Raw genomic sequence first — 24,040 nt, forward strand, 5'->3', positions numbered from 1 at the left:
CTAGCTTTTGTCTTTAGTTTTTGATTTACGTGCGGACGCTTTTGCCGACTTGGCTGCTTTAGGTGCTTGCGGCAGCGTCAAGGCATCCAGCTGCAGCAGGGTGTCCAGGTGGCTCATGAAGTGGTGCAAATAGGCCGGCGAGAGGTCTTGCATCAGGCCCAGGGTGCGAAGCACCAGCCGGTGCGAGTTGAGCGGGCCGGCATTGGCAGGGCCTTGGGTGAGGGCGTGTCCGACTTGGTCTTGCACTTTCATGCGGCCCCAGGCTTGCTTGAACTGTTGAACGCTCTTCATTTCTGGCACGCCGCGTGCGGGTGTTGGGGCCGCGCCGTGTGGCGCACCCGCTTGCGGCACACGAAGCTGCGTGTTGAGCGCTTTCAAGCTGTTCAGGCCCGCTCGCCGCAAGGGCGCGCGGCCAGGCGCGGCCGGGCTCGACAGTCGGGCCGGGGCTATCGCCCAGCGGCGCTCAAAATCTGCCAGCGCGTTACCCAAGGCGGTACACAGATGGTGTTGCACTGCGCCTGATTGCGTGGGCAGCCGTTGTGCCAGTGTCTCTAGGTAGCGAAAGCGCACCGGGTCGAGTGCCTGCCGGCCGGCAGAGCGCAACGCGTCCAAGGTGGCCAGCAGTTGATCTGCTGGGGCTGCCGCCTCAGTCATGCGCAGGGGCACCCTTGGGGACGGGCGCCATTTCGACCCGGCGGTTGAGCGCCCGGCCACTGTCGTTTTGGTTGGAGGCCACCGGCTGTTCGGCACCGAAGGCGGCGGCAAATACGCGGGAGGCGGGCATACCCTCTTCGATCAATGCTCGGGTAACAGTGAGGGAGCGCTGGGCCGAGAGCTCGAGGTTGTCCGCAAACCGCCGGTTGCTGCCGGAGACGGGTTGGTCGTCAGTAAAGCCGCTGACCATCAGCATTTCATTGCGCTCACCCAGGTACACCTGCAGCGGTGGCACCAGGCTTTTGAGGAGCTGCCGCCCATCGGGGCGCAGCTGGTCGGAGCTGACGGCAAACAGCACACTGCCGCTGATGCCGATGCGGCCGTTATTGAGGGTGACCCGCCCCGATTGCAGCGGTATGGCCAATGCTTTTTCGAGGGCCATGCGGCGCTGCTCTTCCTGCTGGCGCTTTTTGACTTCGGCTTCCAAGTTCGCCACCAGGTCCATCTGCACCACCAGCACGCCCACCAGGATCAGCACAAACGCGCCGAGCAGCCCTGCCATCAGGTCGCCAAAGACGGCCCATACCGGTGCGGTCTCCAGACCGCCTTCGTCGGCGATGTCGGTATCGCCGGTCATGCCTGGCCTTGGGCGGTGGTTGCGGGCTGGTTGCGCAGTTTGCGCAGGTCTTCGACCACGGATTTTTGCGCGCTCAGGCTCAGGTCAATGACCTCGCGGGCCTGGGTCACGTAGTAGGCCAGTTGCTCGTCGCTGCGCTCGACCGATTGGCTCACAGCGGCTTCAATGCCTTGGAGGCTGCGCACCAAGGCGTCGTTGCTGCCCACAAACAGTTCCACCGCATGTTGGAAGCTGCTGCTCAAACTGGTGAGCTCCACGGCGCTGCCTTGCACATGGGCGGCAAGCTGCTCGGCCTTGTCGCCTTGCAGCGCCAGGGTTTGGGCAAACTGCGCTTGCACCTGGGCCAGTGTGCTGCCGGCGGTGGCAACCAAGGTGTCAATCGCGGCGCGCTGCCCTTGGGTGGTGGCTTCTGCAGATTGCAGCAGCCCGCTGAGTCGCTCCATGAGCTGATGGCGCTCTTGCAGGGTCTGTGTGTCGCGCTCGTCGAGGCGCGTCATTTCAGTGCGCAAGCGGGTGGTGAGTTCACTGAGTCGGGCACTGGCGGCCTCGCCACGGGCGGCTTCTTCAGTGCGCAGTGCGGCCAACTCGGTCCGCCACAGGGCGGCGAGCGCGTCCATGCGACTTTGTTGTTGCGCGGCCCATGCGGCTTCGCTGTGGTGGTGGGCGTCGAACAGCGCTTCCGACCGGGCCAGCACTTGCGTAACCCCGCCCAAAGCGGCGGCTGCCTGCTCGGTGGTGCGGGTAGTGATGGTGGCAGCACTGGTCTCGAGTGCGGCGCACACGGCTTGTTGCTGGGCGAGGGCTTGCGCCCCGGCGTTTTGCCATTCGGTTTGCAGGGTTTGGGTGCTTTGGCCCAGGGCCCGCGCCCAGTCCGAGGTCAGGGCCTGTGTGCTCTCGCGGAAGCCGGCCAGCATGTCTTGCAATTGGGTGTGCAGGGTGTTGCTGGTCCGGTCGTGCTGGGCGCGGGACTCTGCGGCCAGCTGCTGCATGGCGGTTTCCACCACTGGCACGATGGTTTCGCCGGCATGGCGGGCGCCTGCCAACAAGCTGTCTTGCAAGGATTGGCCTACTGCCGCTGCCAGGGTGGTGTACGCGCGGTTAACGTCTTCGTGGAAGGCGTGCTGGCGGCTTTCGAGTTGGGTGCTGAGCGTGTCGTGGCGCTGCTCCATCTGGGTCATCAGGCGTTGCAGTTGCTCGGCCACCGCGGGCAAGGCATGTGACTGTTGTTGCAGGGCCAACAGGCTGGCTTCGCGCTGGTGCGCCAGCGAGAAAGGCCGCAACACACCGGCAATGCGCTGGTCCAGCAAGCGGCCGGTGTGCAAGCGATCGCGCCGGCTGAGCGCCGACACCAGCCCGAGCATGGCCGAACTGGCCACACCAGCCACCGAGGTGCCGAAAGACAGGCCCAGGCCTTTGATGGGGGCCGCCAGTGCAGAGCGGATGGCTTGCAGGTCGGTAGAGCCTTCGAGCGCAAACACCGCGCCCTTGAAGGTCAGCACCATGCCGAGAAAGGTGCCCAACATGCCGAGCATGACCAGCAGGCCGACCAGATACGGCGTGAGTGCCGGGCCGGGCAGCGCCACGCGCTCGCCCTCAATCCGCAAGCGCACGCTGTGCTGCAGTGGGGCTGGCACTTGTTCGAGCCACGGCGCCAGCGTGTCCATCGCGGGCGGAATATTCGAGAGTGCCGCATGCAGCCCCCGGGTGCCGGCGCGGTAGTGGTGGAGCTCGCGCAGGCCTGCTGCGTAGACGGCGGCGATCACCAAGGTCATGACCAGTGCCAAGGGGCTGGTGCTCACAAAACCCGCAGCGATCCAGACCAGCGCCAGGGCACCGAGGGCCGAGGCGGCAGGGATGAAAAACCGGTTCAAATCTTTGTTCATATCGTCTCAAGCACCAGTGCGCCAGGCCTCTACTAGGCCGGTGACTGGTTCCAATCTAAAGTGCAGTTCTGCTACCAGGGCAGCTTGAAAATCCTGCTCAAAATCTGCCATCGGCAGGCTCTCGTCCTGGCGGTAGCGGTGAAAGCGTCGCTCCAACAAGACTGCTAGGGTCGCGAGCAACGCCTGGGTGCGGGGCATCAGCATGGTCTCCAGCGCGGCATCGAGTTGTGCCAACTGACGCAGCCGGGGGCTGGCCTGTGACAGCACCTGCCGGCAGTGTTGGCGCAAAGGGTCTATGCGCAGCTCGAAGCGCCGCTGAATATCGAGGTAGCGTTGCCGGTAGCTGCCGTAATCCTCTTCCACCACCGGCTCTGTCACGGCTTGCGGCATCGGGACCGAGCGCAGACTGGGGCGTTGCGGGGCTGGTATCAGGCGGACAGAGCGGGTCAGGTCGTCTTGCAGCTGTTGCAGCAGCTCGCCGACATCTAACGCCTGCTTTTTGCCGGCCTCCGGGGCAGCCATTCCCGCATTGCGGATCTCGGGCAGCGCCGTACTGAGCGCGATCGCATCCAAGGGGCCCAGCCACGCGCTCCAGTGCTCTGCCCAGTCTTGCCGCGGGGCGCGGGTATCAACCGCGGCCCATGTTTCCAGCAGGCCGACGAGCCCCGAGGGGCTGGAACGGCCCTGCATCAAACGTCGATATTGCCTGCGCGCAGTGCGTTGGTTTCAATAAAGTCGCGGCGCGGCTCCACTTCGTCGCCCATCAGCATGGTGAACACGCGATCGGCTTCGATGGCGTCGTCGATCTGTACGCGCAGCAGGCGGCGCACGGTCGGGTCCATGGTGGTTTCCCACAACTGGGCCGGGTTCATTTCGCCCAGTCCTTTGTAGCGCTGGCGGCTGGTGGTGCGCTCGGCTTCGGTGATCAACCATGCCATGGCTTCGCGGAAGTCAGAGACTTTTTCTTCCTTCTGCTTTTCGCCTTCGCCGCGCATGACACGGGCGCCTTCACTGAGCAGGTTGCGGAAGGTGTTGGCGGCTTCAGCCAGGGCGGCGTAGTCCGCGCCGTGCACAAAGTCCTGGGTGAGCACGCTGCTCTTCACGTTACCGTGGTGGCGGCGGCTGATGCGCAGGATGGGCTTGTCGGTGCGGGCATCGAATTCGCCGGCCACTTCAGCGTCAGGCAACTTGGCTTGCAGGGCGGCGGCAGAGGCTTCCGCATCGGCCACGGTGTCGAGGTTGAGCACCACGCCATCGGCCACGGAACGCAGGGCTTCGGCATCCATGAAGTTTTTCAGGCGGGCTATCACGGCCTGGGCCAGCTGGTGTTTGCGGGCCAGTTCGGCCAGCGTGTCGCCGTTCAGGGTGGTGCCGTTGGGGCCACCGGTGTAGACCGATGCATTCACCAAGGCGATGCGGAGCAAGTAGCCGTCTAGCTCGGCGGGGCCTTGCAGGTACAACTCTTCCTTACCGGACTTCACTTTGTAAAGCGGGGGCTGGGCAATGTAAATGTGACCGCGCTCGACCAGCTCAGGCATCTGGCGGTAGAAGAAGGTCAAGAGCAGCGTGCGGATGTGCGCACCGTCCACGTCCGCGTCGGTCATGATGATGATGCGGTGGTAGCGCAGCTTGGCAACGTTGAAGTCGTCGTTGCCTGTCGTGCCACCGGCCTTGCCGATGCCGGTGCCCAGAGCGGTGATCAGCGTCAAAATTTCGTTGCTGGTGAGCAGCTTCTCGTAGCGGGCTTTTTCCACGTTCAGGATCTTGCCGCGCAGGGGCAGGATGGCCTGGAACTTCCGGTCGCGGCCCTGCTTGGCGGAGCCGCCGGCGGAGTCACCCTCGACGATGTAGATTTCGCAGCCGGCGGGGTCTTTTTCCTGGCAGTCGGCCAGTTTGCCGGGCAGGCCCATGCCGTCCAGCACGCCCTTGCGGCGTGTCATGTCGCGGGCTTTGCGGGCGGCTTCACGGGCACGGGCGGCCTCGATGATTTTGCCGACGATGATCTTGGCATCGTTGGGGCGCTCTTCCAGGTAGTCAGCGAGCAGCTTGCCCACGATGTCTTCCACCGGGCCGCGCACTTCGCTGGAGACCAGCTTGTCTTTGGTCTGGCTGGAGAACTTGGGCTCAGGCACCTTGACCGACAGCACGCAGCACAGGCCTTCGCGCATGTCGTCACCGGTGACTTCGACCTTGGCCTTCTTGGCCATTTCGTTTTGTTCGATGTACTTGCTGATGACGCGGGTCATCGCGGCGCGCAGGCCGGTCAAGTGGGTGCCACCGTCACGCTGGGGGATGTTGTTGGTGAAACACAGCACTTGCTCGTTGAAGCCGCTGTTCCATTGCATGGCCACTTCGACGCCGATGTTGGTGCCCTGGTCGCTCTGGCGGTCGCCCATTGCGTGGAACACGTTGGGGTGCAGAACCGTCTTGCCCTTGTTGACGTAGTTCACAAAACCTTGCACGCCACCGGCGCCGGCAAAGTCGTCTTCCTTGCCGCTGCGCTCGTCCTTGAGGCGGATGCGCACGCCGTTGTTCAGGAAGCTGAGTTCGCGCAGGCGCTTGCTCAAGATTTCGTAGTGGAAATCGTTGTTTTCCTTGAAGATTTCGGTGTCGGGCAGGAAGTGCACTTCGGTGCCACGCTTTTCGGTGTCGCCGATGATCTTCATGGGCGAGACTTCGATGCCGTTTTGCGTCTCGACGATGCGGTTCTGCACAAAGCCTTTGCTGAATTCCAGCGTGTGGACTTTGCCGTCACGGCGGATGGTCAGGCGCAGCATCTTGGACAGCGCGTTCACGCAGGACACACCCACGCCGTGCAGACCGCCGGACACCTTGTAGCTGTTCTGGTTGAACTTGCCGCCGGCGTGCAATTCGGTCAGCGCGATTTCTGCCGCGGAGCGCTTGGGTTCGTGCTTGTCGTCGAGCTTGATGCCGGTCGGAATGCCACGGCCGTTGTCGACCACGCTGATGGAGTTGTCGGAGTGGATGGTGACTAGGATGTCGTCGCAATGGCCGGCCAGCGATTCGTCAATGGAGTTGTCCACCACTTCGAACACCAGATGGTGCAAGCCGGTGCCATCGGACGTGTCGCCGATGTACATGCCGGGGCGTTTGCGCACGGCTTCCAGGCCTTCAAGAATCTGGATCGAGCCTTCGCCATAGGCCTCGGTCGCACCGGCTTGGTTGGTGTCGATGGTGGGCTGGAAGTTGGAACTGTCGGCTCCGCCCTCGCCCGTGTGCACAGCGCCATCGGCGTTTTCAGGGGTGGAAACCGACTTGTTTTCTTCAGTCATGGCTAACTTCTCTTCGAAAAATCTCAAACTCTTGAATGACCAAACCCCCGGTGAGCGGGGGTTTGATTGCGCGGGTAGCTACTATTTTTGTAGCGTCAGATTCTCATGGGCATCACGACGTACTTGAAGGTCGTGTTGTCGGGGATAGTGATCAGGGCTGAACTGTTGCCGTCTGACAGCTCCACTTTCACCATGTCCTGGCTCATATTGCTCAGGGCATCAATCAGGTAGGTGACGTTGAAGCCAATTTCGATGCTGTCACCGCCGTAGTCGATGTCCAACTCGTCCACCGCTTCTTCCTGCTCGGCGTTGTTGGATGCCACACGCAGGCTGCCGGGATCGATGTTCAGGCGAACGCCCTTGAACTTGTCGCTGGTCAGGATGGCGGTGCGTTGCAGCGTTTTGAGCAGCGCTTCGCGGCCCAAAGTGATGCTGTTCTTGTGGTTCTTGGGGATGACGCGGTTGTAGTCAGGGAACTTGCCTTCGACCAGCTTGGTCACGAATTCCATGCCGTCGAAAGTGAACTTGGCCTGGTTGTTGGCGAATTGCATCTCGATGGCGCCTTCGGCGTCAGATAGCAAGCGTTGCAATTCGATGACCGTTTTGCGCGGCAGGATGACTTCCTGCTTGGGCACTTCCACGTCGAGGGTGGCGGAGGCAAAAGCCAGGCGGTGGCCGTCGGTGGCGACCAGGCTGAGTTGCTTGCCTTCGGCTACAAACAGAATGCCGTTGAGGTAGTAGCGGATGTCGTGGACCGCCATGGCGAAGGACACCTGGCTCAGCAGGTCCTTCAGGGTTTTTTGCGGCACGCTGAACACGGGGCCAAAGCTGGCGCTTTCTTGCACCAGAGGAAAGTCTTCCGCCTGCATGGTCTGCAGCGTGAACTTGCTCTTGCCGCCTTTGAGGATGATTTTGCTTTGGCTGGATTCGAGGGACACGGTCTGGTCACCGGGCATGGTGCGCAGAATGTCGATCAGCTTGCGCGCACCGATGGTGGTGGTGAAGTTGCCGGTGTCGCCGCCCAGTTCTGCCGTGGTGCGGATCTGGATTTCGAGGTCGCTGGTGGTGAGTTGCAGGGAGGTGCCGGTCTTGCGCAGCAGTACGTTGGCAAGAATGGGCAAGGTGTGGCGGCGCTCGACAATACCGGCCACCGATTGCAGAACCGATAAGACCTTGTCTTGCGTTGCCTTCAATACGATCATGTCAACCTCTTTGTGAATCTCTGCCAAACAAACAATCCCGCCATTTTCTCTGTTTTTTCAGTGAGTTACGGGGGCTTGCCTCTGTTTTTACCCTTAACCTTTGAGCGTTTGCTCCAGAACGTGTAACTGCTGGTTCAGTTCGGTCAGTTGCTGGCGCTCGCCGCCGATTTTTCGCACGGCGTGCAACACTGTCGTGTGATCGCGCCCACCGAATAGCTCGCCGATTTCCGGCAGGCTCTTTTGGGTCAGTTCTTTCGCCAAATACATCGCAATCTGGCGCGGCCGTGCAATGCTCGCCGGACGCTTCTTGGAATACATGTCCGCGACCTTGATCTTGTAGTAGTCGGCCACGGTTTTTTGGATGTTTTCCACCGAGATCTGCCGGTTCTGGATCGACAGCAAGTCGCGCAGGGCTTCGCGGGCCAGCTGGATGGAGATTTCCTTCTGGTTAAAGCGCGAATACGCCAGGATTTTGCGCAGCGCGCCTTCGAGCTCGCGGACGTTGGAGCGCACGTTTTTCGCTACAAAAAACGCCACTTCTTCGGGCATTTCAGACCCCTCGGCATGCGCTTTGTTGATCAGAATCGCCACCCGCATTTCGAGCTCCGGCGGCTCGATGGCCACCGTCAAGCCGGAGTCAAAACGGGACACCAAACGCTCGTGAATATCGGCCAGACCCTTGGGATAAGTGTCGCTGGTCATCACGATGTGGGATTTCTTGGCCAGCAGGGCTTCGAAGGCGTTGAAAAACTCTTCCTGGGTGCGGTCTTTGTTGGCAAAGAACTGCACATCGTCAATCAAGAGCAGGTCCAGGGAGTGGTAACGCTCCTTGAATTCGTCAAAAGTTTTGCGCTGATAGGCCTTGACGACATCTGACACAAATTGTTCTGCGTGGATGTAAAGCACCTTGGATCCGGGCTTATCCACAAGCAGGCGGTTCCCTACGGCGTGCATCAAGTGGGTTTTGCCCAAGCCTACGCCACCATAGATAAACAGGGGGTTGTACAAGTGCCCAGGCATGGTAGCCACATGCATGGCGGCTGCACGCGCCATGCGGTTTGCAGTGCCTTCCACCAGGCTCTCGAAGGTGAGCATGCTGTTGAGGCGGCTTTTGGGGACGCCGGCGAAGCGGTCTTCGCCTACTTCGACTTCTTCGATGGCTGCAGGCACCTCCGCGGCACGGGGAGCCGCTGTCGGGCGCACCGGTGCTTCTCGCGGAGTGATCACTAACTCAACGGCTACAGCTTGCCCGTAAAGCTTTTCAAGCATTCCTGCAATGCGCTGGCTGTACTGGGCGCGAACCCAGTCGAGTTTGAAGCGATTGGCAACGAACACCGTAATTTTGGACATGTCCTCGTGAACGAGGGCGGTGAGCGGCTTGATCCAGGTGTTGAATTGCTGCTCGGGAAGCTCTTGGGCGAGCTGATCGACGCAACTCTGCCAAAGGCTTTGCCCGAGTTCAAAGTTGGAGCCGTCGTGGGGGGAAGGGAGGGAGCCCTGGGTCATTGTGCGGGTCAGCTTCTGTGGATAGTTGTTGTTTGCTGCGAAGCGCATTCTAATTTATCAATACTTTATCCACATTGTCGACCGGGGCGGCCGCAGTTCGTGCAAAAGAATCTGATTGCCGCCTAAGGTGTTGCCCTGCTTGGGAAAATTTGCGATAATCCGCGGTTCCCCTGATTGTGTTCGGGGCGATAAGACCGAAATCTGCGTTATCGAGTCCCTGGTGAGTAGCACTGGCGGGCTACGCAGATACCACTGAGCCTGTTAGGAAAATTTCATGAAACGCACATACCAACCTTCCAAAATCCGTCGCGCACGTACCCACGGCTTCCTGGTCCGCATGAAGACTCGCGGCGGCCGCGCTGTGATCAATGCACGCCGCGCCAAAGGCCGCAAGCGTCTGGCTGTCTAAGACGGCTTCGCAAACCAGAGCTTTTGGCTTTTGGTGATAGCGGAACCGCACATCGGCAGGCTGCCTGCCGTTAAGCGCCTTCAAACGCGCGCCCAGTTCCAAGCGGTTCTGGGTGGCTCTACGGTTTCAAAAACAGCGCACTTTGCTTTGCATTGCTGCGCTGTTGGTGTTTCTGGCTTAGATACAAATCCTTCCGTTTTTCCTGAGCCGGGCCTATGGCTCGGAGCGATGGCGCCCAAGCGCTGGGCCAAACGGGCGGTGACCCGCAATACGATCAAGCGCCAGGTGTACAGCTTGGGGGCTGAATTCGCTCCATTGCTGAAAGAAAAAGCCCACTTGATCCGCTTGCGGCGCGACTTTGATCGCAAAGTCTTTGTGAGCGCCACGTCGGATGCCCTGAAAGCGGCGGTGCGCAGCGAACTGATGGAGCTTTTCGGTCAAATTGTGGGCCCATTGCCCGGCAAGGTGGGTTCCGATCCGTCACAGGTGAGGCCATGATGAAGTGGATCCTGATGGGTTTGGTGCGTGGCTATCGCTTGATGCTGAGCCCCTGGCTAGGATCCGCTTGCCGCTTTAACCCCACATGTTCTGTGTATGCGCTTGAAGCCCTCGAACGGCACGGTGCGACAATAGGCAGCTATTTGACGGTTGCGCGTCTTGCGCGCTGTCACCCGTGGTGCGCGGGTGGGCACGATCCCGTGCCTGAGAATGCGCCGCGACTGTTCAGTCGCTTGATTCAATCCCCCTCTGAGAAAAAGTCTTCATGAACGATATTCGCCGCACCATTTTGTGGGTGATCTTTGGGTTCTCCATGGTCCTGTTGTGGGATCAGTGGCAGATCCACAACGGAAAGCAAGCCACTTTCTTCCCTAATCCGACACAAAAAGCAGCGTCGGCTCCTGCCCCTGCAGTGAGTGCATCCGCGGGTGTGCCCGTTGCACCAGCGGTCGCAGGGCAAGCACCAGTGGCCGGGTCTGCGGTAGCCGTGGCGTCTGAGCGTTTTGAGGTCAGCACAGATGTGCTCAAAATGACGTTTGACACCCAAGGTGGCGCGTTGGTGCGGACTGAGTTTTTGCAGTATTTGGACTCCAACGACAAGACACGCAATTTCGTTTTGTTGGACGACACCAAGGATCGTTATTACCAAGCCCAGACCGGATTGATCGGCGGCGTGGCGCCGGACAGCTTCCCGACCCACAAGTCGGTGATGGCGGTGAGTGGTGACAAGGCGCTCAAAGACGGACAAGACGAGCTCAAAATTGTTTTCACCTCGCAAGACACGGGCGGTATCAAGCTTGTAAAGACCTACACACTGCGTCGTGGTGCATACGATATTGCTGTTAAGCATGAGGTGATCAACACCGGAGCGACCGCCCTGAACCCCCAGTTGTATCTGCAGTTGGTGCGTGACGGTAACAAACCTGCCGGTGAGTCTTCTTTCTACTCCACTTTCACAGGCCCTGCGGTTTACACCGACCTCAAGAAGTACCAAAAGGTCGAGTTCAGTGACATCAAAAAAGGCAAGGCCGATTTTGAGAAGGAAAGCACCAACGGCTATATCGCCATGGTGCAGCACTACTTCGCCAGCGCGTGGATCTTGCCTGCGGATGTGAAACGCACTTTCTCTCTGGATGCGCGAGATGTGGGTGCAACGGTTGCTGATTGCTGCTACCGAGCCACCATGATTACGCCGCTGGAAACAGTGGCCCCCGGTCAAACCAAGGCGGTGGAAGCCAAACTGTTTGTGGGCCCCCAAGAGGAGAAAAAGCTCGAAGCTTTGGCTCCCGGCATGGAGCTGGTGAAAGACTATGGCTGGCTGACCATTCTCGCCAAGCCTTTGTACTGGCTGCTCGACAAGCTGCACAGCTTCATCCAGAACTGGGGATGGTCTATCGTAGCCTTGGTGCTGTTGCTGAAGATTGCGTTCTACTGGCTCAATGCCAAGGCGTATGCCAGCATGGCCAAGATGAAGGCGGTGAACCCCCGCATCATGGAAATGCGCGAACGTCTCAAGGACAACCCGCAGCAGATGCAACAGGAGATGATGCGTATCTACCGTGAAGAGAAGGTGAACCCCATGGGTGGGTGCTTCCCGATCATGGTGCAGATCCCGGTTTTCATTGCGCTCTACTGGGTGTTGTTGTCCAGCGTAGAAATGCGCAACGCGCCGTGGATTTTGTGGATCCAGGATTTGTCTTCGCCTGATCCATTCTTTATCCTGCCCGTGGTCATGACCTTGACGACCCTGCTGCAAACTGCGCTGAATCCGGCACCTCCGGATCCTTTGCAAGCCAAGATGATGTGGTTCATGCCACTGGCGTTCAGCGTGATGTTCTTTTTCTTCCCGTCCGGTTTGGTGCTGTACTGGATCACCAATAACATTCTGTCGATTGCACAGCAGTGGATCATCAACACCCGCATGGGCGTGCCACCGCAGTTCAATCTGCCGAAGTTCAAGTAATCGGGCCGGGACGAGGTGCTGTCACGGCATACGGACCCGATTGCCGCCATCGCTACGGCCTCTGGCCGTGGCGCAGTCGGTATCGTGAGGGTAAGCGGCAAATCGCTGCTTGCGTTCACCGAAGCGTTCTTCGGGCGCACACTGGTGCCGCGCGAAGCGACTTACCTTCCCTTCCCCGACGCGCAAGGCCAGCCCATTGACCATGGACTGGCTCTGTTTTTTCCGGGACCCCGTTCATTCACCGGCGAAGATGTTCTTGAGCTTCAAGCGCATGGTGGGCCAGTTGTTTTGCAGCTTCTGGTCGCCCGTTGCCTCGAGATTGCTGCGCAGCCCGGGCCCGGCGGTGAAGGTGCGGTTTTGCCTGCCTTGCGCTTGGCGGATCCCGGTGAATTCACCCAACGTGCGTTTCTGAACAACAAGCTCGATCTCGCGCAAGCGGAAGCGATTGCAGACTTGATCGATGCCAGTACCGAAGCCGCTGCACGCAGTGCCAGCCAGTCTCTCTCGGGTGTTTTTTCAAAACAGGTCGCCTCCTTGCGCGATGCCCTGATTCACCTGCGCATGCTGGTCGAGGCGACGCTGGATTTCCCCGAAGAGGAAATTGATTTCCTTGAAAAAGCGGATGCTGTGGGCCAGTTGCAGCGCTTGCAAACCGCGTTGCTCGCGGTGCAAGCCAAAGCTGCACAAGGCGCGCTACTGCGTGAGGGCATGAAGGTGGTGATTGCAGGGCAGCCGAATGCCGGTAAATCATCCTTGCTCAACGCACTGGCGGGCGCCGAACTCGCCATCGTGACGCCGATCGCCGGGACCACCCGCGACAAAGTGCAGGAAACCATCCAGATCGAGGGCGTGCCACTGCACATCATCGACACGGCGGGTCTGCGCGAAAGCGACGATGCCGTGGAGCAAATCGGCATTGCGCGTGCTTGGGAGGCCATCACTGCCGCAGATGCGGTCGTGTTTTTGCACGACCTAACCCGTTGCAGCGCTCCTGATTACATAGCAGCTGACGCAGATATAGCGGCCACGATAGCCCAAAAACTGCCACAAAAGGTGCCGATCATCCATGTCTGGAACAAAGCCGATGCACAACCATTGGCTTCTTCTGACGAGGGGCTTGTGCTTTCTGCGAAGACAGGTGCAGGCCTCGACACCCTGCGCTCACGTCTTTTGGAGGCGGCGGGTTGGCAGCCTGCCCAAGGGGGCACCTTTATCGCACGCCAGCGCCATTTGCAAGCGTTGAAGGAAGTAGCCGACCATTTGGCGCACGCTTCTGATTTGCTGGCGAATGGCAGTGACGCCTTGGACCTGCTCGCCGAAGAGCTGCGTTTGGGTCAAAATGCGCTCAACCGAATCACTGGTGAATTCGGTGCAGATGACTTGCTAGGCGTCATTTTTTCGAAGTTTTGTATTGGCAAATAGTCGGGTGCCGTGCTTTCAAGGGAAGGACTAGTTCTGATGTCTTTTTTCAAATGGTTTAGCCGTTCGGCAGACACCACACATCCTGCAGCGCCTGGCGCACCATCGGGTCGGAGTGCCGGCACACGTTCTCGTACGAAAAGAGCGCTTTCCGCAGACGCGCAAGAGCCGCACGGGCGTAAGGCAGAACGCAATGAGCGCCGAGAGTCTTTGTATGCCGTTGTCCGTGAGTCGATGACCGGTGCAGGGCTCCTCTCCGGCAGCTATAAGTTCAAAGTTTTGTCTCTGGACTCGCGGGGACGCCAGTATTTGATCATGGTGGATTTGGCTGAGCACAATGTGCGCGATGCCAAGTTGCTGCTTGGCATAGAAAGCCGCGTTGGGAAAATTGCGAAGAATCGCCATGACTTGCTGGTGACCGCCATGTACTGGCGCATCAACGAGCAACTCGGCACAGCGGAACAGCCGCCGCCTGTTCATTCAAATACCAGTGCTCGCCAAGCAGAACGATTTGAGCCGCTTCAACCTTCAGAGATTGAGGCCTTCAAGCGTGCACTTTCGTCAGTGCCCGCTGCGCCGGCCTTGTCTGCGCCGGGAGAGATCATCAAGTCCGCAAAGCGCAATCCTGCTCCCGTTCGCTTCAGTGATACAGAGTTGAACGAGCGCTTGTTTCCTTTGAGTACGACGCAGTACGGCGAACTAAACTGAATCGGTTCGGTCCGCCGTTAACGGTGCTGCTTTCAGTGGCCGGAAAAGTCCACCAAGGTGAACAGCGGCAGGCCCGAATCACGCAGCTTCTGAGAGCCACCCAACTCCGGCAGGTCTACGATGGCAGCGCCTTCCATCACATGGGCTCCTTGGCGCTCCAATAGCTTTCTCCCCGCCATCATGGTGCCCCCGGTCGCGATCAGGTCGTCGATCAAAAGGACTCGGTCCCCCGGCTTGACCGCATCGGTATGGAGCTCCACCGTTGCGCTGCCGTATTCCAACTCGTAGGTCTCTTCGACGGTGGTGAAGGGCAGTTTGCCCTTTTTCCGGATCGGCACAAAGCCGATGTTGAGCTCATAGGCCACCACGGCACCCAAAATAAAGCCACGTGCATCCAGCCCTGCGACGACATCAGGTCGCATAGAGGGATCCATATAGCGGTGCACAAAGGCGTCGATCAAGACCCGGAATACCTTGGCATCTTGCAGCAAAGGCGTGATGTCGCGGAACTGCACTCCTGGCGTCGGCCAATCGGGAACTGTCCGGATGTGGTCACGAAGGTACTGATTAATGCTCAGATGTTGCATAGAAAACTCATGAAAAAAGCGCCAATGTGGCGCGGGGCTATTGTGCGCCCAAGTTCGGCAGACCTTATAGGCCTTTCAGCAGTTTTTGTTCAGCGGTCGCCAACTCGACGACTTTGCCACTGAGTACCAGTGTGTCCCCACCTTGGATGCAGACCGACTCATCCACGGTGACCTGTGCACCGTTGGCGCGCCGCAGACTGACCAACCGAACCCCGAGGCGATCGAGTTGAAAAGCCGCGACCGGTTGTCCACTGGACTTGAATGCCGCAGGAAGGCTGACAGTGGCAAGCCGCTCGTTCTGCAACTCATCGACGGAGTTGTCGTCCGCTCCATGAAAGAAGCCTTTGAGCAGGTTGTAACGCGCATCGCGCTGTTCCTGCACGATGCGGATAACGCGTCGCATCGGCACCCCCACCAGCGCCAATGCGTGACTAGCCAGCATCAGGGAGCCTTCGATGGCTTCCGGGACCACTTCGGTCGCACCAGCCTCTTGGAGCTTTTCCAGATTTTGATCATCCTGGGTGCGCACAATCACTGGCACCTGGGGTGCATGGGACCGGGTGTTGGCCAAAACCTTGAGTGCGCCGGGTACATCCAAATAAGTAATTACCACAGCGCTTGCACGCGCCAGGCCAGCTGCCATCAGCGCTTGCAGGCGGGCAGCATCTCCGAATACCACCGAGTCACCGGCTGCGGCCGCGTGCCGCACCCGATCGGGGTCCAGGTCAAGGGCCATATAGGGGATCCCTTCCCGTTCCAACATGCGCGCCAAGTTCTGGCCACAACGCCCATAGCCGCAAATGATCACGTGCCGGTTGGCGTTGATCGATTTGCGTGCAATCGAGGTCATTTGCAGCGATTGTTGCAACCACTCACTGCTCACCAGTTTCATCACAATCCGGTTGGTGTTCATCACGATAAAAGGCGTGATCAACATCGACAGCACCATGGCTGCCAGTATCGGGTTCAGCAGCTCTGGCGGAACCAATGCGTTCTTTTGCGCCAAGGTCAGCAAGACAAAACCGAACTCGCCCGCCTGTGCAAGATAAAGCCCGGTACGGATCGAAACCCCCGCCGTTGAGCCCAGAACTCGGGCAATAGCGGCAACCAAGGCCGCTTTGAACACGGTGGGCACCACCACCAGCAGCAGCAACAGCGGCCATCGTTCCAAGACCAATCTCCAGTCCAGAAGCATTCCGATGCTGATGAAAAACAAGCCAAGGAGCACATCGTGGAAGGGGCGGATATCGGTCTCCACCTGGTGCTTGTACTCTGTCTCGGAAATCAGCATGCCGGCGATAAACGCGCCCAGCGCCAAGCTCAGCCCAGCCAGCTCGGTCAACCAGGCCAGTCCGAGCGTGATGAGCAACAAATTGAGAACAAACAGCTCGTCGCTCTTGCGCCTTACGACGATGGTGAGCCAACGCCGCATCAAATGCTGGCCACCCACCAGCAACACCGTTACCAGCACGGTGGCTTTTACGGCCGCCCACGCCAGTGCTTCAAATAAAGCTTCACCCGAAGCGCTGAGCGCGGGTATTAACACCAGCAGGGGTACCACCGCCAAGTCTTGAAACAGTAAAACGCCCATCACCCGTTTGCCGTGTTCAGACTCCAGCTCTAATCTCTCAATCATGAGCTTCACGACGATTGCTGTGCTGCTCATTGCCAACGCACTTGACAGGGCCAAAGCGGCTTGCCATCCGAGGTTCCATGCACCGGACAGCCAGATGGATAGCCCCAGAGTCAAACCTGTTGCTAGCAAAATGGTGAGCGTCACTTGCAACAGCCCGAGGCCGAAAACATGCTGTCGCATTGCGCGCAGACGCGGCAGGTTGAACTCCAGCCCGATGACGAACATCAAAAAAACGACGCCAAATTCCCCAAGGTGCCTTACCGCTTCCGAGTTCTGCGAGAGTGCCAAAGCGTTTGGTCCAATCACCACGCCGACCGCCAGATATCCCAACATGGGGGGGAGCTTCAGCGAGCGGCACACCACAACGCCGAGCACAGCGGCCAACAGGTAGAGCAGAGTAATTTCTAAACCGGACATGCATGGATACTAGCAAGAGACATGCGCTCTATAAAATGACGGGATGACAGCATCCACTGCAGCGGCTCCCGCTTTCAATGCCCAGCGGGCCATTGACCTCGCCCATGAAACATTTGATATCGAGGCTGCGGCCATACAAGGGCTGAAAGCCCGCGTAGGACAGGGCTTTACCCGGGCAGTTGAAGCCATCTTGCAGATCCCGGGCCGTGTCGTTGTCATGGGCATGGGCAAGAGCGGACATGTCGGTCGCAAGATAGCTGCAACCCTGGCCTCTACCGGTACCCCGGCGATGTTTGTGCATCCGGGTGAAGCCAGTCACGGCGATCTGGGCATGGTCACCACCTCCGATTTGGTGCTCATGATTTCCAATAGCGGAGAGTCCCAAGAGGTGGCTGCGATCCTGCCGGTGCTCAAGCGCCTCGGAATCCCCTTGGTCGCCATGACGGGCAATAGCCAAAGCACGATGGCGCTGCATGCCACCCTCTGGATTGATACCGCAGTCAGCAAAGAGGCATGCCCTTTGAATTTGGCGCCCACTGCAAGCACCACGGCCCAACTCGCGATGGGAGATGCATTGGCGGTGGCGCTGTTGGATGCACGTGGGTTCCGGGCGGAGGACTTTGCCCGTTCGCACCCGGGCGGAGCCTTGGGGCGCAAGTTGCTGACGCATGTGTCGGATGTTATGCGCAGTGGCGATGCCGTGCCCCGCGTTTTGCCCGGTGCAAACTTCAGCGAGCTAATGCGCGAAATGAGCAGCAAAGGCTTGGGCGCTACGGCTGTCGTGTCAGAGGCCGGTGATGTCTTGGGCATTTTTACCGACGGTGACTTGCGTCGCTTGGTGGAGCAAGGCGCCGACTTGCGGGGCAAAACAGCAGCCGAAGTCATGCACGCTGCCCCCTGCACTATTGGTGCGCACGCGTTGGCCGTCGATGCTGCGGATCTCATGGAGGCGCGCCGTATTACCAGCGTCCTGGTGGTCGACGAAGCCGGTCGCTTGTGCGGCGCAGTCAACAGCAACGATTTGATGCGGGCCAAGGTCATTTGATGACACCTCTTCTCAACTTTCCCGCAGAGCTACTGCTCAAAGCGCAAGACATTCGCATTCTGTTTCTCGACGTCGACGGCGTATTGACGGACGGTGGCCTGCATTTCACTGCGGAGGGTGAAACCAGCAAGCGCTTCAATACCTTGGACGGCCACGGACTGAAGCTGCTGCAAAAAGCGGGCATCACGCCTGCCGTGGTGACCGGGCGAGACTCGCCCGCGCTGCGAGTGCGTCTCCAGGCGCTGGGCGTCCACCATGCGCGTTTCGGAACCGAGGACAAACAACCGGCCGCTGAAGAAATTCTGACCGAATTGGGGCTTACTTGGGACCATGCCGCAGCGATGGGTGATGACTGGCCTGATCTGCCCATGATGGAGCGCGCTCGTTTTGCGTGTGCTCCGGTAAATGCCCATCCGGAAGTGAGTGGTCGCGCCCATTACGTAACCCGTGCTGCAGGCGGTCATGGGGCCGTGCGTGAGGTGTGTGACGTCTTGTTGGTTGCCAGTGGTCGCTACGCGGGGCTCCTGAAGCCTTACTTGCGGTGAAAGGCATTTTGTACGCCGCGTGGGAGCGGCTCATGCTGTACCTCCCTGTGTTGGTGATGGGAGTACTGGCTCTGGGCACCTATTGGTTGGTGCGGAGCACGCCTGTATCTGGGCCTCAAGTGCCGGAGCGGGTGCGCGGGCACGAGCCCGACTATTTCATGCATGGTTTCAAGGTGAAAACCTTTGATGCAACAGGCCGCTTGCGATCTGAGGTGGCGGGCGATGTCGCCAAACACTACCCGGACACGAAGTGGATGGAAATTGATGCCATCCGCATCCGATCTTTTGACGCCAGTGGTCGCTTGACGACGGCGACGGCCAACAAAGGCTTGGCCAACGAAGATGGCTCAGAGGTACAGCTCATGGGCAACGCGGTGGTCGTTCGAGAGGCGGTAACTGCGGCAGGTTCGGCGCCCGCACAGCCCCGCGCTGAATACCGCGGAGAATTTTTGCATGCCTTTATGGACACTGAGCAAGTAAAGTCCCACAAGCCTGTGGAGCTGCGTCGCGGTCAAGATGTCTTCACCGCGGACAGCTTGGACTTTGACAATGTGCAGCAAACCATGCTTCTGCAAGGTCGGGTGCGTGGCACGTTGATTCCGAGCAAGCGCTGACTCCAACAGCATTCAAAGAATGACCATATGCCTCTACTGATTTTCATCACAGGCGCCTCCAGCGGCATCGGCCAAGCGCTTGCCAAGCGGTTCTATGACGCGGGCTATTCGCTTGCACTGGCTGCTCGCCGTACGGCGGAGATTCACACATGGGCGCAAGCCGAGAAGCTGGATCCCCAACGTTTCCAAGTTTACAGCGCCGATGTGTCTGATATCGAGAGCATCGTCGCTGCCGGGCAGCAATGTATTCAGGCGCAAGGTCTGCCCGATGTGGTGGTGGCCAATGCGGGCATCAGTATTGGAATGGATACCGGTGTGCGGACTGATCTGGACGTCATGCAGCGCACTTTCGCCACCAACAACCTCGGATTGGCAGCCACTTTCCACCCTTTTGTGCGGGCGATGGAGCAGAGGGGTTCCGGTCGTTTGGTAGGGATTGGCAGCGTGGCCGGTATTCGTGGATTACCCGGGCACGGGGCGTATTGCGCGAGCAAAGCAGCCGTTATTGCCTATTGCGAATCGTTGCGCGGCGAGCTGCGTGCAAGTGGTGTGCAGGTCGTGACGATTTGCCCCGGTTATATCGACACTCCCCTGACTCGACAGAATCGGTACTCCATGCCATTCTTGATGCGGCCGGAGGTTTTTGCAGATAAGGCTTTTGACGCGGTGCAACGCGGTGATCGCTACCGCGTGATTCCATGGCAAATGGGTTGGGTCGCGAAGATGCTGCGGGCCTTGCCTGATGCATGGTTTGACCGTGTTTTGGCGGGGCGTCCGCGTAAACGCAGGGTAGACGAGGCCTGAAAGTAAAGGCCACCATGCAAAAAGGGACCCGAGGGTCCCTTTTCAGTTCTGCAGAAGCAGTTCCTGGCTTAGTAGCTGGAACGGCCACCGCCGTAGCCGCCGCCACCGGAACGGTCACCGCCGCCACCGTAGCCGCCGCCACCGGAACGGCCACCGCCGCCGTAGCCGCCGCCACCGGAGCGGTCACCGCCGCCACCGAAGCCGCCGCCACCGGAGCGTCCGCCACCACCGTAGCCGCCACCACCGCCGCCGAAGCCGCCGGAACGTGGAGGACGTGGCTCCATCGGACGTGCTTCGTTCACCACGAGACCGCGGCCACCGAATTGCTGACCGTTCATTGCGTTGATAGCGGTTTGTGCTTCAGCATCGCTGCCCATTTCCACAAAGCCGAAACCCTTGGAGCGACCTGTGTCGCGTTCCATCATGACTTTGGCGCTGGAAACAGAACCGTGTGCTGCAAACGCTTGTTGCAGGTCTTCGTCACGGAAAGAATAAGGCAGGTTGCCCACGTAAAGTTTGTTGCCCATGGAGGGACTCCTCAAAATAACTCAAAACGCGATGGAGTCCTTAACCGCAATCAACAAACCATTGAAGACTTAGAGCAGACGCGAAACTGACACTTCACCGCAAACTTGCACACCGATATTTCGGCAATGCCAGACCATTATGCGTTACTTTGTTGCTGAAACCTAATTTTTCTTGTTTTTTCAGGCTAGCCGGCAGAATCGATATCGTTTTCGCGGTAATGCCGCCATTGCTGCATGCTGTTTCGCAAAGTCAGAAGCTGTTTTTCAAAGCGCGGGCAGGCTTTGCATGCGAGTAAATGGAAGTACAGCGCGACCCGATCGTTAAGGGGCAAAGCACGGTCTTCTCGTGCGACCAAGAGGGCGGCGGTTTCTTTGCAGGTGCGGCGTAAGAGTTTCATGGAGCCACTGCTTTCTGGAACCAGTTCATTTCAAGGCACTCCCTCAAGCGCAGACGCGCACGGTGAAGTTGGACGTACAAGTTCGTCGGCGTCAGATTTAACTCCTTACAGATTTCTTCGCTGGAGAGCTCCAGCCACTCCCGCATCAAAAACAAACGCCCTTGGGTGGCCGGCAGTTTGTCCGCGCAGGCTTCCAGCACTTCGAAAAACTGGCGGCTCTGTGTTTGTTGCTCCGGATTGCCCCAGTCGGCCGGTGCCTCTGAAAAGTGGCCATCGGTCTTGAAGCTCAAATAATCCAGAGGGTCGGTGTCTTCATCCTCAGTGGCACCGGCGCCGGTGATTTCCCGGCCATGGTGCCGAAGCGCGTCGACGACTTTGTGTTTCAAGATTCCCACCAACCAGGTTTTGAGTTGGCTGCGTTGTTCAAAAGCTTGGGGTTTGGCGAGTGCTGCCAACATGGTTTCAGAGACCGCATCCTCTGCCCATGCATCATTGCGGAGCTGCAGGCGTGCGAATTTGTAGAGGTAGCTCCGGTGGTCGGCGACCTGTTGTTCGTAGCGGGTCATGGGCGTCTCGGTGAGTGGGCGGCCAGTGTACGGGGCGCAAAGGAAATTTTTTTGAAGGGCCGCGTAAGGAACGCGAAGCTCGCCAGACTAAAACACAACCAGCGCCCTGAGGCATGAGGCCACAGATGTCGGCTGGTTGATTTTCTTGCGACCCAACTTGTTTTGTTAAGGAGTTACGACATGAACCAACGCGCTCTGCTCGCCGCCACGGCCGCCACTTTGATGACTATGGCCCTGGCCTCCGCACCGGCTGCTGCCCAGCAAAAAGAAAAGTGCTACGGCATTGCCAAAGCCGGTCAAAACGACTGTGCCAACGCATCCGGCAGCCACTCTTGCGCGGGCCAAGCCAAAGTCGATATGGACAAGGGCGAGTGGAAATATGTGGCCAAAGGCACTTGCGAAAGCATGAAGGGCAGCGTCAAAGCGCCCAAGATGTAATCTGGCGTTTCACGCTGTTTGAAAGCCCGACCACCCATGAAGCGAACCGAGCCAGCACCGCCCTTGCAGCGTGCGCAAGTGCCGGTCGGCATAGGGTGGCGGCATCCTCATTACGCGGAGCTGCTTCAGCAGCAGCCTGCGGTGGACTTTCTGGAGGTCCACTCTGAAAACTTCTTCGCTGCAGGTGGCGCTGCTCTCGCGGTCTTGGAGCAGGGCCGGGCGCTGTACCCCGTGAGTTTGCATGGGGTGGGCTTGTCGCTGGGCTCTGCCGCCGGGCTCGACCCGTGGCATCTGGATCAGCTGGCCCGGCTGGTAGATCGGATCGACCCGGTGCGGGTGAGTGACCACGCCTCCTTTGCCCGCGCGCCTTATGGCCCCGGCGCCGAGGCCTTGATGGTGCATGCTTCGGATTTGTTGCCCCTGCCCTTTACCGACGAAGCGCTCAATGTGTTGTGCACCCACGTGCAGCAAGTGCAAGAGCGCCTGCAACGCCAGTTCATGGTGGAAAACCTGTCGGCCTACCTGAGCTGGCGTGTGCCCGTGGGGATGCGTGAATGGGAGGAACCTGCGTTCCTGGCCGCGCTAGCCGAGCGCACGGGCTGCGCGCTGTTGGTTGACGTCAACAACATCTATGTGAACGCCTTGAATGCGCAGCTCCGGGGTCTGGTGCAAGACCCGATCGCAGCCTGTCGGCAGTGGTTGGACGCTCTACCTGCGCACTGTGTCGATGAGCTGCACCTAGCGGGGCATTGCGAGGTGAACGATGCGCATGGTCACATCGTGATCGACGATCACGGGAGCCGCGTGGCTGAATCCGTGTGGGACTTGTACCGCCATGCGCTGGAGCGTTTCGGCCCTGTGCCGACCTTGATCGAGTGGGATACCGATGTTCCTGCCCTCGATGTACTGTTGCAAGAAGCTGCGCGCGCTCGCGCGATCAGCGGGACCCTGGCTCCACATATACAGGTGGTGACATGAATCCATTGATCGCCCAGCAGCAAGCTCTGATTCGGGCCCTGTTCGACTCGTCATCGCATGATGCTATGAAAATAATAGCTGACTGTGCAATTGATACGGGCGCTAGAGGCCTGAAAGCTTATCAAGCGAACGGGCATGCCCTGGCCCGTCGCGCCTTGCACGCGGCGTATCCGGTGCTGAGCCAGTTGATCGGCCTGGAGGGCATGGACGACCTCGCGCCTGCACTCTGGCACGCGCACCCGCCGCAGGCTGGCGATCTGGCCTTGTGGGGCAGCGATCTGGCTGATTTCGTGGCCGCGAGTCCGCAGCTCCGTGATACCCCGTTTTTGCCGGACGTTGCCCGCTTGGAATGGGCCTTGCACCATGCCGCCGGCGCTTTGGATGCGCCGCCCGATACGGCAACACTCGCCCTGCTCAGCACCGAAGACCCCGACCTGTTGCAACTCGAATTGGCGCCCGGCGCTGCCTTGTTGTGCAGTCCGTGGCCGGTGGTCGCCATCTGGGCGGCTCACCAATCGGAGTCTGCGGGGTTTGATGAGGTGAATCGCCTGCTGCAAGCCGGCACCGGTGAAAACGCGGTGGTCTGGCGTCAAGGGTTCAAGCCGCAAGTGCGAGCAGCGCTCGAGGGTGAGGCCGATGCGCTGGCAGTGCTGCTCCAGCACGGCACCTTGGGCGCTGCCTTGGATGCGGCTCCGGGCCTTGATGTGGCGGTTTGGTTGCCGCTCGCGGTGCAGACCGGCCTGCTATTGGCGGTGCGGGTTGTGGTGCCCGCCGCCCTGTCGCGCTGAGTGACATTTCTTTTTAAACAAGGCTTTGTGTGAAACCTCCTGTCCCCGTGTACTTTCCCCGCACCCGTTTTGCGGGTTGGGCGGCTGGCGAACGTATCGTGAACCTCGCCCATGGTGCGCTGGATGCGCTGCAAGCTCCCGCAGCCTTGCTGGCCCGTCTGTATGTGGCCTATGTGTTTTCTTTCTCGGGGCTCACCAAACTGCGTGACTGGGAGACCACCCTGGCGCTTTTCATGGACGAATACCACGTACCCCTGCTGTCTCCGGAGGTCGCTGCCTGGATGGGCACGGCCGGTGAGTTGGTGTTGCCGGTTCTCCTCGTTTTCGGGCTGGCGGGTCGCTTCGCCGCTTTGGGCTTGAGTGTGGTGAACGTGGTGGCCGTATGGTCCTTGAGTGAGATTGCTGCGGCAGCCTTGCAGCAGCACATCACGTGGGGCGTGTTGTTGGCTGCGCTGGCTTTGTACAGCTGCGGTGCGTGGTCGGTAGATCGTTGGATCTATCGGCGCCGCTTGGCTGGGGTTTAAT

General features: G+C 59.5%; 26 protein-coding genes. 14 read left to right on the top strand and 12 right to left on the bottom strand.

Annotated elements, in window-relative coordinates; all coding sequences use genetic code 11:
* From RAE19_RS09625 to dnaA, 7 genes are all read right to left on the bottom strand, one after another.
* Positions 1–654 (bottom strand): DUF2894 domain-containing protein, encoded by a 654-nt coding sequence (locus tag RAE19_RS09625; protein ID WP_313874679.1) that lies wholly within the window; start codon positions 652–654, stop codon positions 1–3.
* A complete protein-coding gene (locus tag RAE19_RS09630) occupies positions 647–1,291 on the bottom strand; it encodes an OmpA family protein (protein WP_313874680.1) in 645 nt (214 codons plus the stop codon). Before RAE19_RS09630 ends, RAE19_RS09625 begins: the two co-directional genes overlap by 8 nt.
* Positions 1,288–3,174 (bottom strand): hypothetical protein, encoded by a 1,887-nt coding sequence (locus RAE19_RS09635; RefSeq protein WP_313874681.1) that lies wholly within the window; start codon positions 3,172–3,174, stop codon positions 1,288–1,290. The genes RAE19_RS09630 and RAE19_RS09635 overlap by 4 nt, the downstream gene beginning before the upstream one ends.
* A 6-nt stretch (positions 3,175–3,180) precedes the next feature.
* Complete coding sequence (locus RAE19_RS09640) at positions 3,181–3,864, bottom strand: DUF3348 family protein (protein WP_313874682.1); 684 nt, start codon at positions 3,862–3,864, stop codon at positions 3,181–3,183.
* Positions 3,864–6,467 (bottom strand): DNA topoisomerase (ATP-hydrolyzing) subunit B, encoded by a 2,604-nt coding sequence (gyrB, locus tag RAE19_RS09645; RefSeq protein ID WP_313874683.1) that lies wholly within the window; start codon positions 6,465–6,467, stop codon positions 3,864–3,866. Before gyrB ends, RAE19_RS09640 begins: the two co-directional genes overlap by 1 nt.
* Before the next feature lie 95 nt (positions 6,468–6,562).
* Complete coding sequence (gene dnaN, locus RAE19_RS09650) at positions 6,563–7,669, bottom strand: DNA polymerase III subunit beta (RefSeq protein WP_087495810.1); 1,107 nt, start codon at positions 7,667–7,669, stop codon at positions 6,563–6,565.
* A 93-nt stretch (positions 7,670–7,762) separates the two neighbouring features.
* Positions 7,763–9,175, bottom strand: coding sequence for a chromosomal replication initiator protein DnaA (gene dnaA, locus RAE19_RS09655; RefSeq protein ID WP_313874684.1), 1,413 nt, complete (start codon positions 9,173–9,175; stop codon positions 7,763–7,765).
* Between the two features lie 274 nt (positions 9,176–9,449).
* Between dnaA and rpmH the strand changes: the two genes are divergently transcribed.
* From rpmH to RAE19_RS09685, 6 genes are all read left to right on the top strand, one after another.
* Positions 9,450–9,584, top strand: a complete 135-nt coding sequence (gene rpmH / locus RAE19_RS09660) for a 50S ribosomal protein L34 (protein WP_006299042.1) — start codon at positions 9,450–9,452, stop codon at positions 9,582–9,584.
* Between the two features lie 33 nt (positions 9,585–9,617).
* Positions 9,618–10,082 carry a ribonuclease P protein component gene (locus RAE19_RS09665; RefSeq protein WP_313876212.1) on the top strand — a complete coding sequence of 155 codons (465 nt, stop codon included), beginning with the start codon at positions 9,618–9,620 and terminating at the stop codon, positions 10,080–10,082.
* Positions 10,079–10,351 (top strand): membrane protein insertion efficiency factor YidD, encoded by a 273-nt coding sequence (gene yidD, locus RAE19_RS09670; RefSeq protein WP_313874685.1) that lies wholly within the window; start codon positions 10,079–10,081, stop codon positions 10,349–10,351. The genes RAE19_RS09665 and yidD overlap by 4 nt, the downstream gene beginning before the upstream one ends.
* Complete coding sequence (gene yidC, locus RAE19_RS09675; RefSeq protein WP_313874686.1) at positions 10,348–12,045, top strand: membrane protein insertase YidC; 1,698 nt, start codon at positions 10,348–10,350, stop codon at positions 12,043–12,045. Before yidD ends, yidC begins: the two co-directional genes overlap by 4 nt.
* 15 nt (positions 12,046–12,060) lie before the next feature.
* On the top strand, positions 12,061–13,467 hold the full coding sequence (gene mnmE / locus RAE19_RS09680) for a tRNA uridine-5-carboxymethylaminomethyl(34) synthesis GTPase MnmE (protein ID WP_313874687.1): 1,407 nt from the start codon (positions 12,061–12,063) through the stop codon (positions 13,465–13,467).
* A gap of 207 nt (positions 13,468–13,674) precedes the next feature.
* The gene (locus tag RAE19_RS09685) at positions 13,675–14,172 is read left to right on the top strand and encodes a hypothetical protein (RefSeq protein ID WP_313874688.1); all 498 of its coding nucleotides are present in this window, start codon (positions 13,675–13,677) and stop codon (positions 14,170–14,172) included.
* Between the two features lie 32 nt (positions 14,173–14,204).
* Here the strand turns inward: RAE19_RS09685 and RAE19_RS09690 are convergent, their stop codons facing one another.
* Positions 14,205–14,759, bottom strand: a complete 555-nt coding sequence (locus tag RAE19_RS09690) for an adenine phosphoribosyltransferase (RefSeq protein ID WP_313874689.1) — start codon at positions 14,757–14,759, stop codon at positions 14,205–14,207.
* 64 nt (positions 14,760–14,823) lie between these two features.
* Positions 14,824–16,812, bottom strand: a complete 1,989-nt coding sequence (locus RAE19_RS09695; RefSeq protein WP_313874690.1) for a cation:proton antiporter — start codon at positions 16,810–16,812, stop codon at positions 14,824–14,826.
* Between the two features lie 43 nt (positions 16,813–16,855).
* On the opposite strand from RAE19_RS09695, the gene RAE19_RS09700 reads away from it, so the two are divergent.
* The 4 genes from RAE19_RS09700 to RAE19_RS09715 are packed head-to-tail and all read left to right on the top strand — an operon-like array spanning position 16,856 to position 19,820.
* Positions 16,856–17,857, top strand: a complete 1,002-nt coding sequence (locus RAE19_RS09700) for a KpsF/GutQ family sugar-phosphate isomerase (RefSeq protein WP_313874691.1) — start codon at positions 16,856–16,858, stop codon at positions 17,855–17,857.
* Complete coding sequence (locus tag RAE19_RS09705) at positions 17,857–18,402, top strand: KdsC family phosphatase (protein WP_313874692.1); 546 nt, start codon at positions 17,857–17,859, stop codon at positions 18,400–18,402. Before RAE19_RS09700 ends, RAE19_RS09705 begins: the two co-directional genes overlap by 1 nt.
* Positions 18,403–18,434: 32 nt before the next feature.
* The gene (lptC, locus tag RAE19_RS09710) at positions 18,435–19,016 is read left to right on the top strand and encodes an LPS export ABC transporter periplasmic protein LptC (RefSeq protein WP_313874693.1); all 582 of its coding nucleotides are present in this window, start codon (positions 18,435–18,437) and stop codon (positions 19,014–19,016) included.
* Positions 19,017–19,043: 27 nt separating this feature from the next.
* Positions 19,044–19,820, top strand: a complete 777-nt coding sequence (locus RAE19_RS09715) for an SDR family oxidoreductase (protein ID WP_313874694.1) — start codon at positions 19,044–19,046, stop codon at positions 19,818–19,820.
* Positions 19,821–19,888: 68 nt separating this feature from the next.
* On the opposite strand, the gene RAE19_RS09720 is transcribed toward RAE19_RS09715, so the two are convergent.
* The 3 genes from RAE19_RS09720 to RAE19_RS09730 form a co-directional block, all read right to left on the bottom strand.
* Positions 19,889–20,347, bottom strand: a complete 459-nt coding sequence (locus RAE19_RS09720; RefSeq protein WP_313874695.1) for an RNA recognition motif domain-containing protein — start codon at positions 20,345–20,347, stop codon at positions 19,889–19,891.
* Between the two features lie 185 nt (positions 20,348–20,532).
* Positions 20,533–20,745 (bottom strand): zf-HC2 domain-containing protein, encoded by a 213-nt coding sequence (locus RAE19_RS09725; RefSeq protein WP_313874696.1) that lies wholly within the window; start codon positions 20,743–20,745, stop codon positions 20,533–20,535.
* The gene (locus tag RAE19_RS09730; protein WP_313874697.1) at positions 20,742–21,311 is read right to left on the bottom strand and encodes a sigma-70 family RNA polymerase sigma factor; all 570 of its coding nucleotides are present in this window, start codon (positions 21,309–21,311) and stop codon (positions 20,742–20,744) included. Before RAE19_RS09730 ends, RAE19_RS09725 begins: the two co-directional genes overlap by 4 nt.
* A 180-nt stretch (positions 21,312–21,491) precedes the next feature.
* On the opposite strand from RAE19_RS09730, the gene RAE19_RS09735 reads away from it, so the two are divergent.
* The 4 genes from RAE19_RS09735 to RAE19_RS09750 are packed head-to-tail and all read left to right on the top strand — an operon-like array spanning position 21,492 to position 24,039.
* Positions 21,492–21,749 carry a BufA1 family periplasmic bufferin-type metallophore gene (locus tag RAE19_RS09735; protein WP_313874698.1) on the top strand — a complete coding sequence of 86 codons (258 nt, stop codon included), beginning with the start codon at positions 21,492–21,494 and terminating at the stop codon, positions 21,747–21,749.
* 36 nt (positions 21,750–21,785) lie between these two features.
* Positions 21,786–22,727, top strand: coding sequence for an MNIO family bufferin maturase (bufB, locus tag RAE19_RS09740; RefSeq protein WP_313874699.1), 942 nt, complete (start codon positions 21,786–21,788; stop codon positions 22,725–22,727).
* Positions 22,724–23,515 carry an HvfC/BufC family peptide modification chaperone gene (locus RAE19_RS09745; protein WP_313874700.1) on the top strand — a complete coding sequence of 264 codons (792 nt, stop codon included), beginning with the start codon at positions 22,724–22,726 and terminating at the stop codon, positions 23,513–23,515. Before bufB ends, RAE19_RS09745 begins: the two co-directional genes overlap by 4 nt.
* Before the next feature lie 29 nt (positions 23,516–23,544).
* Positions 23,545–24,039, top strand: a complete 495-nt coding sequence (locus RAE19_RS09750; protein ID WP_430962524.1) for a DoxX family protein — start codon at positions 23,545–23,547, stop codon at positions 24,037–24,039.
* Position 24,040: the final 1 nt, after the last annotated feature.

Origin of the sequence: Rhodoferax potami (assembly GCF_032193805.1) — a bacterium.
GTDB lineage: Bacteria > Pseudomonadota > Gammaproteobacteria > Burkholderiales > Burkholderiaceae_C > Allorhodoferax > Allorhodoferax potami_A.

Excerpts from the sequence above, each read along its gene's own strand:
- RAE19_RS09720 (WP_313874695.1), bottom strand. The coding sequence starts at position 20,347 with ATGGGCAACAAACTTTACGTGGGCAACCTGCCTTATTCTTTCCGTGAC.
- RAE19_RS09725 (WP_313874696.1), bottom strand. The coding sequence starts at position 20,745 with ATGAAACTCTTACGCCGCACCTGCAAAGAAACCGCCGCCCTCTTGGTC.
- RAE19_RS09715 (WP_313874694.1), top strand. The coding sequence starts at position 19,044 with ATGCCTCTACTGATTTTCATCACAGGCGCCTCCAGCGGCATCGGCCAA.
- yidC (WP_313874686.1), top strand. The coding sequence starts at position 10,348 with ATGAACGATATTCGCCGCACCATTTTGTGGGTGATCTTTGGGTTCTCC.
- lptC (WP_313874693.1), top strand. The coding sequence starts at position 18,435 with ATGCTGTACCTCCCTGTGTTGGTGATGGGAGTACTGGCTCTGGGCACC.
- RAE19_RS09640 (WP_313874682.1), bottom strand. The coding sequence starts at position 3,864 with ATGCAGGGCCGTTCCAGCCCCTCGGGGCTCGTCGGCCTGCTGGAAACA.
- gyrB (WP_313874683.1), bottom strand. The coding sequence starts at position 6,467 with ATGACTGAAGAAAACAAGTCGGTTTCCACCCCTGAAAACGCCGATGGC.
- RAE19_RS09630 (WP_313874680.1), bottom strand. The coding sequence starts at position 1,291 with ATGACCGGCGATACCGACATCGCCGACGAAGGCGGTCTGGAGACCGCA.
- dnaN (WP_087495810.1), bottom strand. The coding sequence starts at position 7,669 with ATGATCGTATTGAAGGCAACGCAAGACAAGGTCTTATCGGTTCTGCAA.
- RAE19_RS09735 (WP_313874698.1), top strand. The coding sequence starts at position 21,492 with ATGAACCAACGCGCTCTGCTCGCCGCCACGGCCGCCACTTTGATGACT.
- RAE19_RS09700 (WP_313874691.1), top strand. The coding sequence starts at position 16,856 with ATGACAGCATCCACTGCAGCGGCTCCCGCTTTCAATGCCCAGCGGGCC.
- RAE19_RS09745 (WP_313874700.1), top strand. The coding sequence starts at position 22,724 with ATGAATCCATTGATCGCCCAGCAGCAAGCTCTGATTCGGGCCCTGTTC.
- RAE19_RS09635 (WP_313874681.1), bottom strand. The coding sequence starts at position 3,174 with ATGAACAAAGATTTGAACCGGTTTTTCATCCCTGCCGCCTCGGCCCTC.
- RAE19_RS09690 (WP_313874689.1), bottom strand. The coding sequence starts at position 14,759 with ATGCAACATCTGAGCATTAATCAGTACCTTCGTGACCACATCCGGACA.
- RAE19_RS09705 (WP_313874692.1), top strand. The coding sequence starts at position 17,857 with ATGACACCTCTTCTCAACTTTCCCGCAGAGCTACTGCTCAAAGCGCAA.
- bufB (WP_313874699.1), top strand. The coding sequence starts at position 21,786 with ATGAAGCGAACCGAGCCAGCACCGCCCTTGCAGCGTGCGCAAGTGCCG.
- rpmH (WP_006299042.1), top strand. The coding sequence starts at position 9,450 with ATGAAACGCACATACCAACCTTCCAAAATCCGTCGCGCACGTACCCAC.
- dnaA (WP_313874684.1), bottom strand. The coding sequence starts at position 9,175 with ATGACCCAGGGCTCCCTCCCTTCCCCCCACGACGGCTCCAACTTTGAA.
- RAE19_RS09695 (WP_313874690.1), bottom strand. The coding sequence starts at position 16,812 with ATGTCCGGTTTAGAAATTACTCTGCTCTACCTGTTGGCCGCTGTGCTC.
- yidD (WP_313874685.1), top strand. The coding sequence starts at position 10,079 with ATGATGAAGTGGATCCTGATGGGTTTGGTGCGTGGCTATCGCTTGATG.
- RAE19_RS09730 (WP_313874697.1), bottom strand. The coding sequence starts at position 21,311 with ATGACCCGCTACGAACAACAGGTCGCCGACCACCGGAGCTACCTCTAC.
- RAE19_RS09625 (WP_313874679.1), bottom strand. The coding sequence starts at position 654 with ATGACTGAGGCGGCAGCCCCAGCAGATCAACTGCTGGCCACCTTGGAC.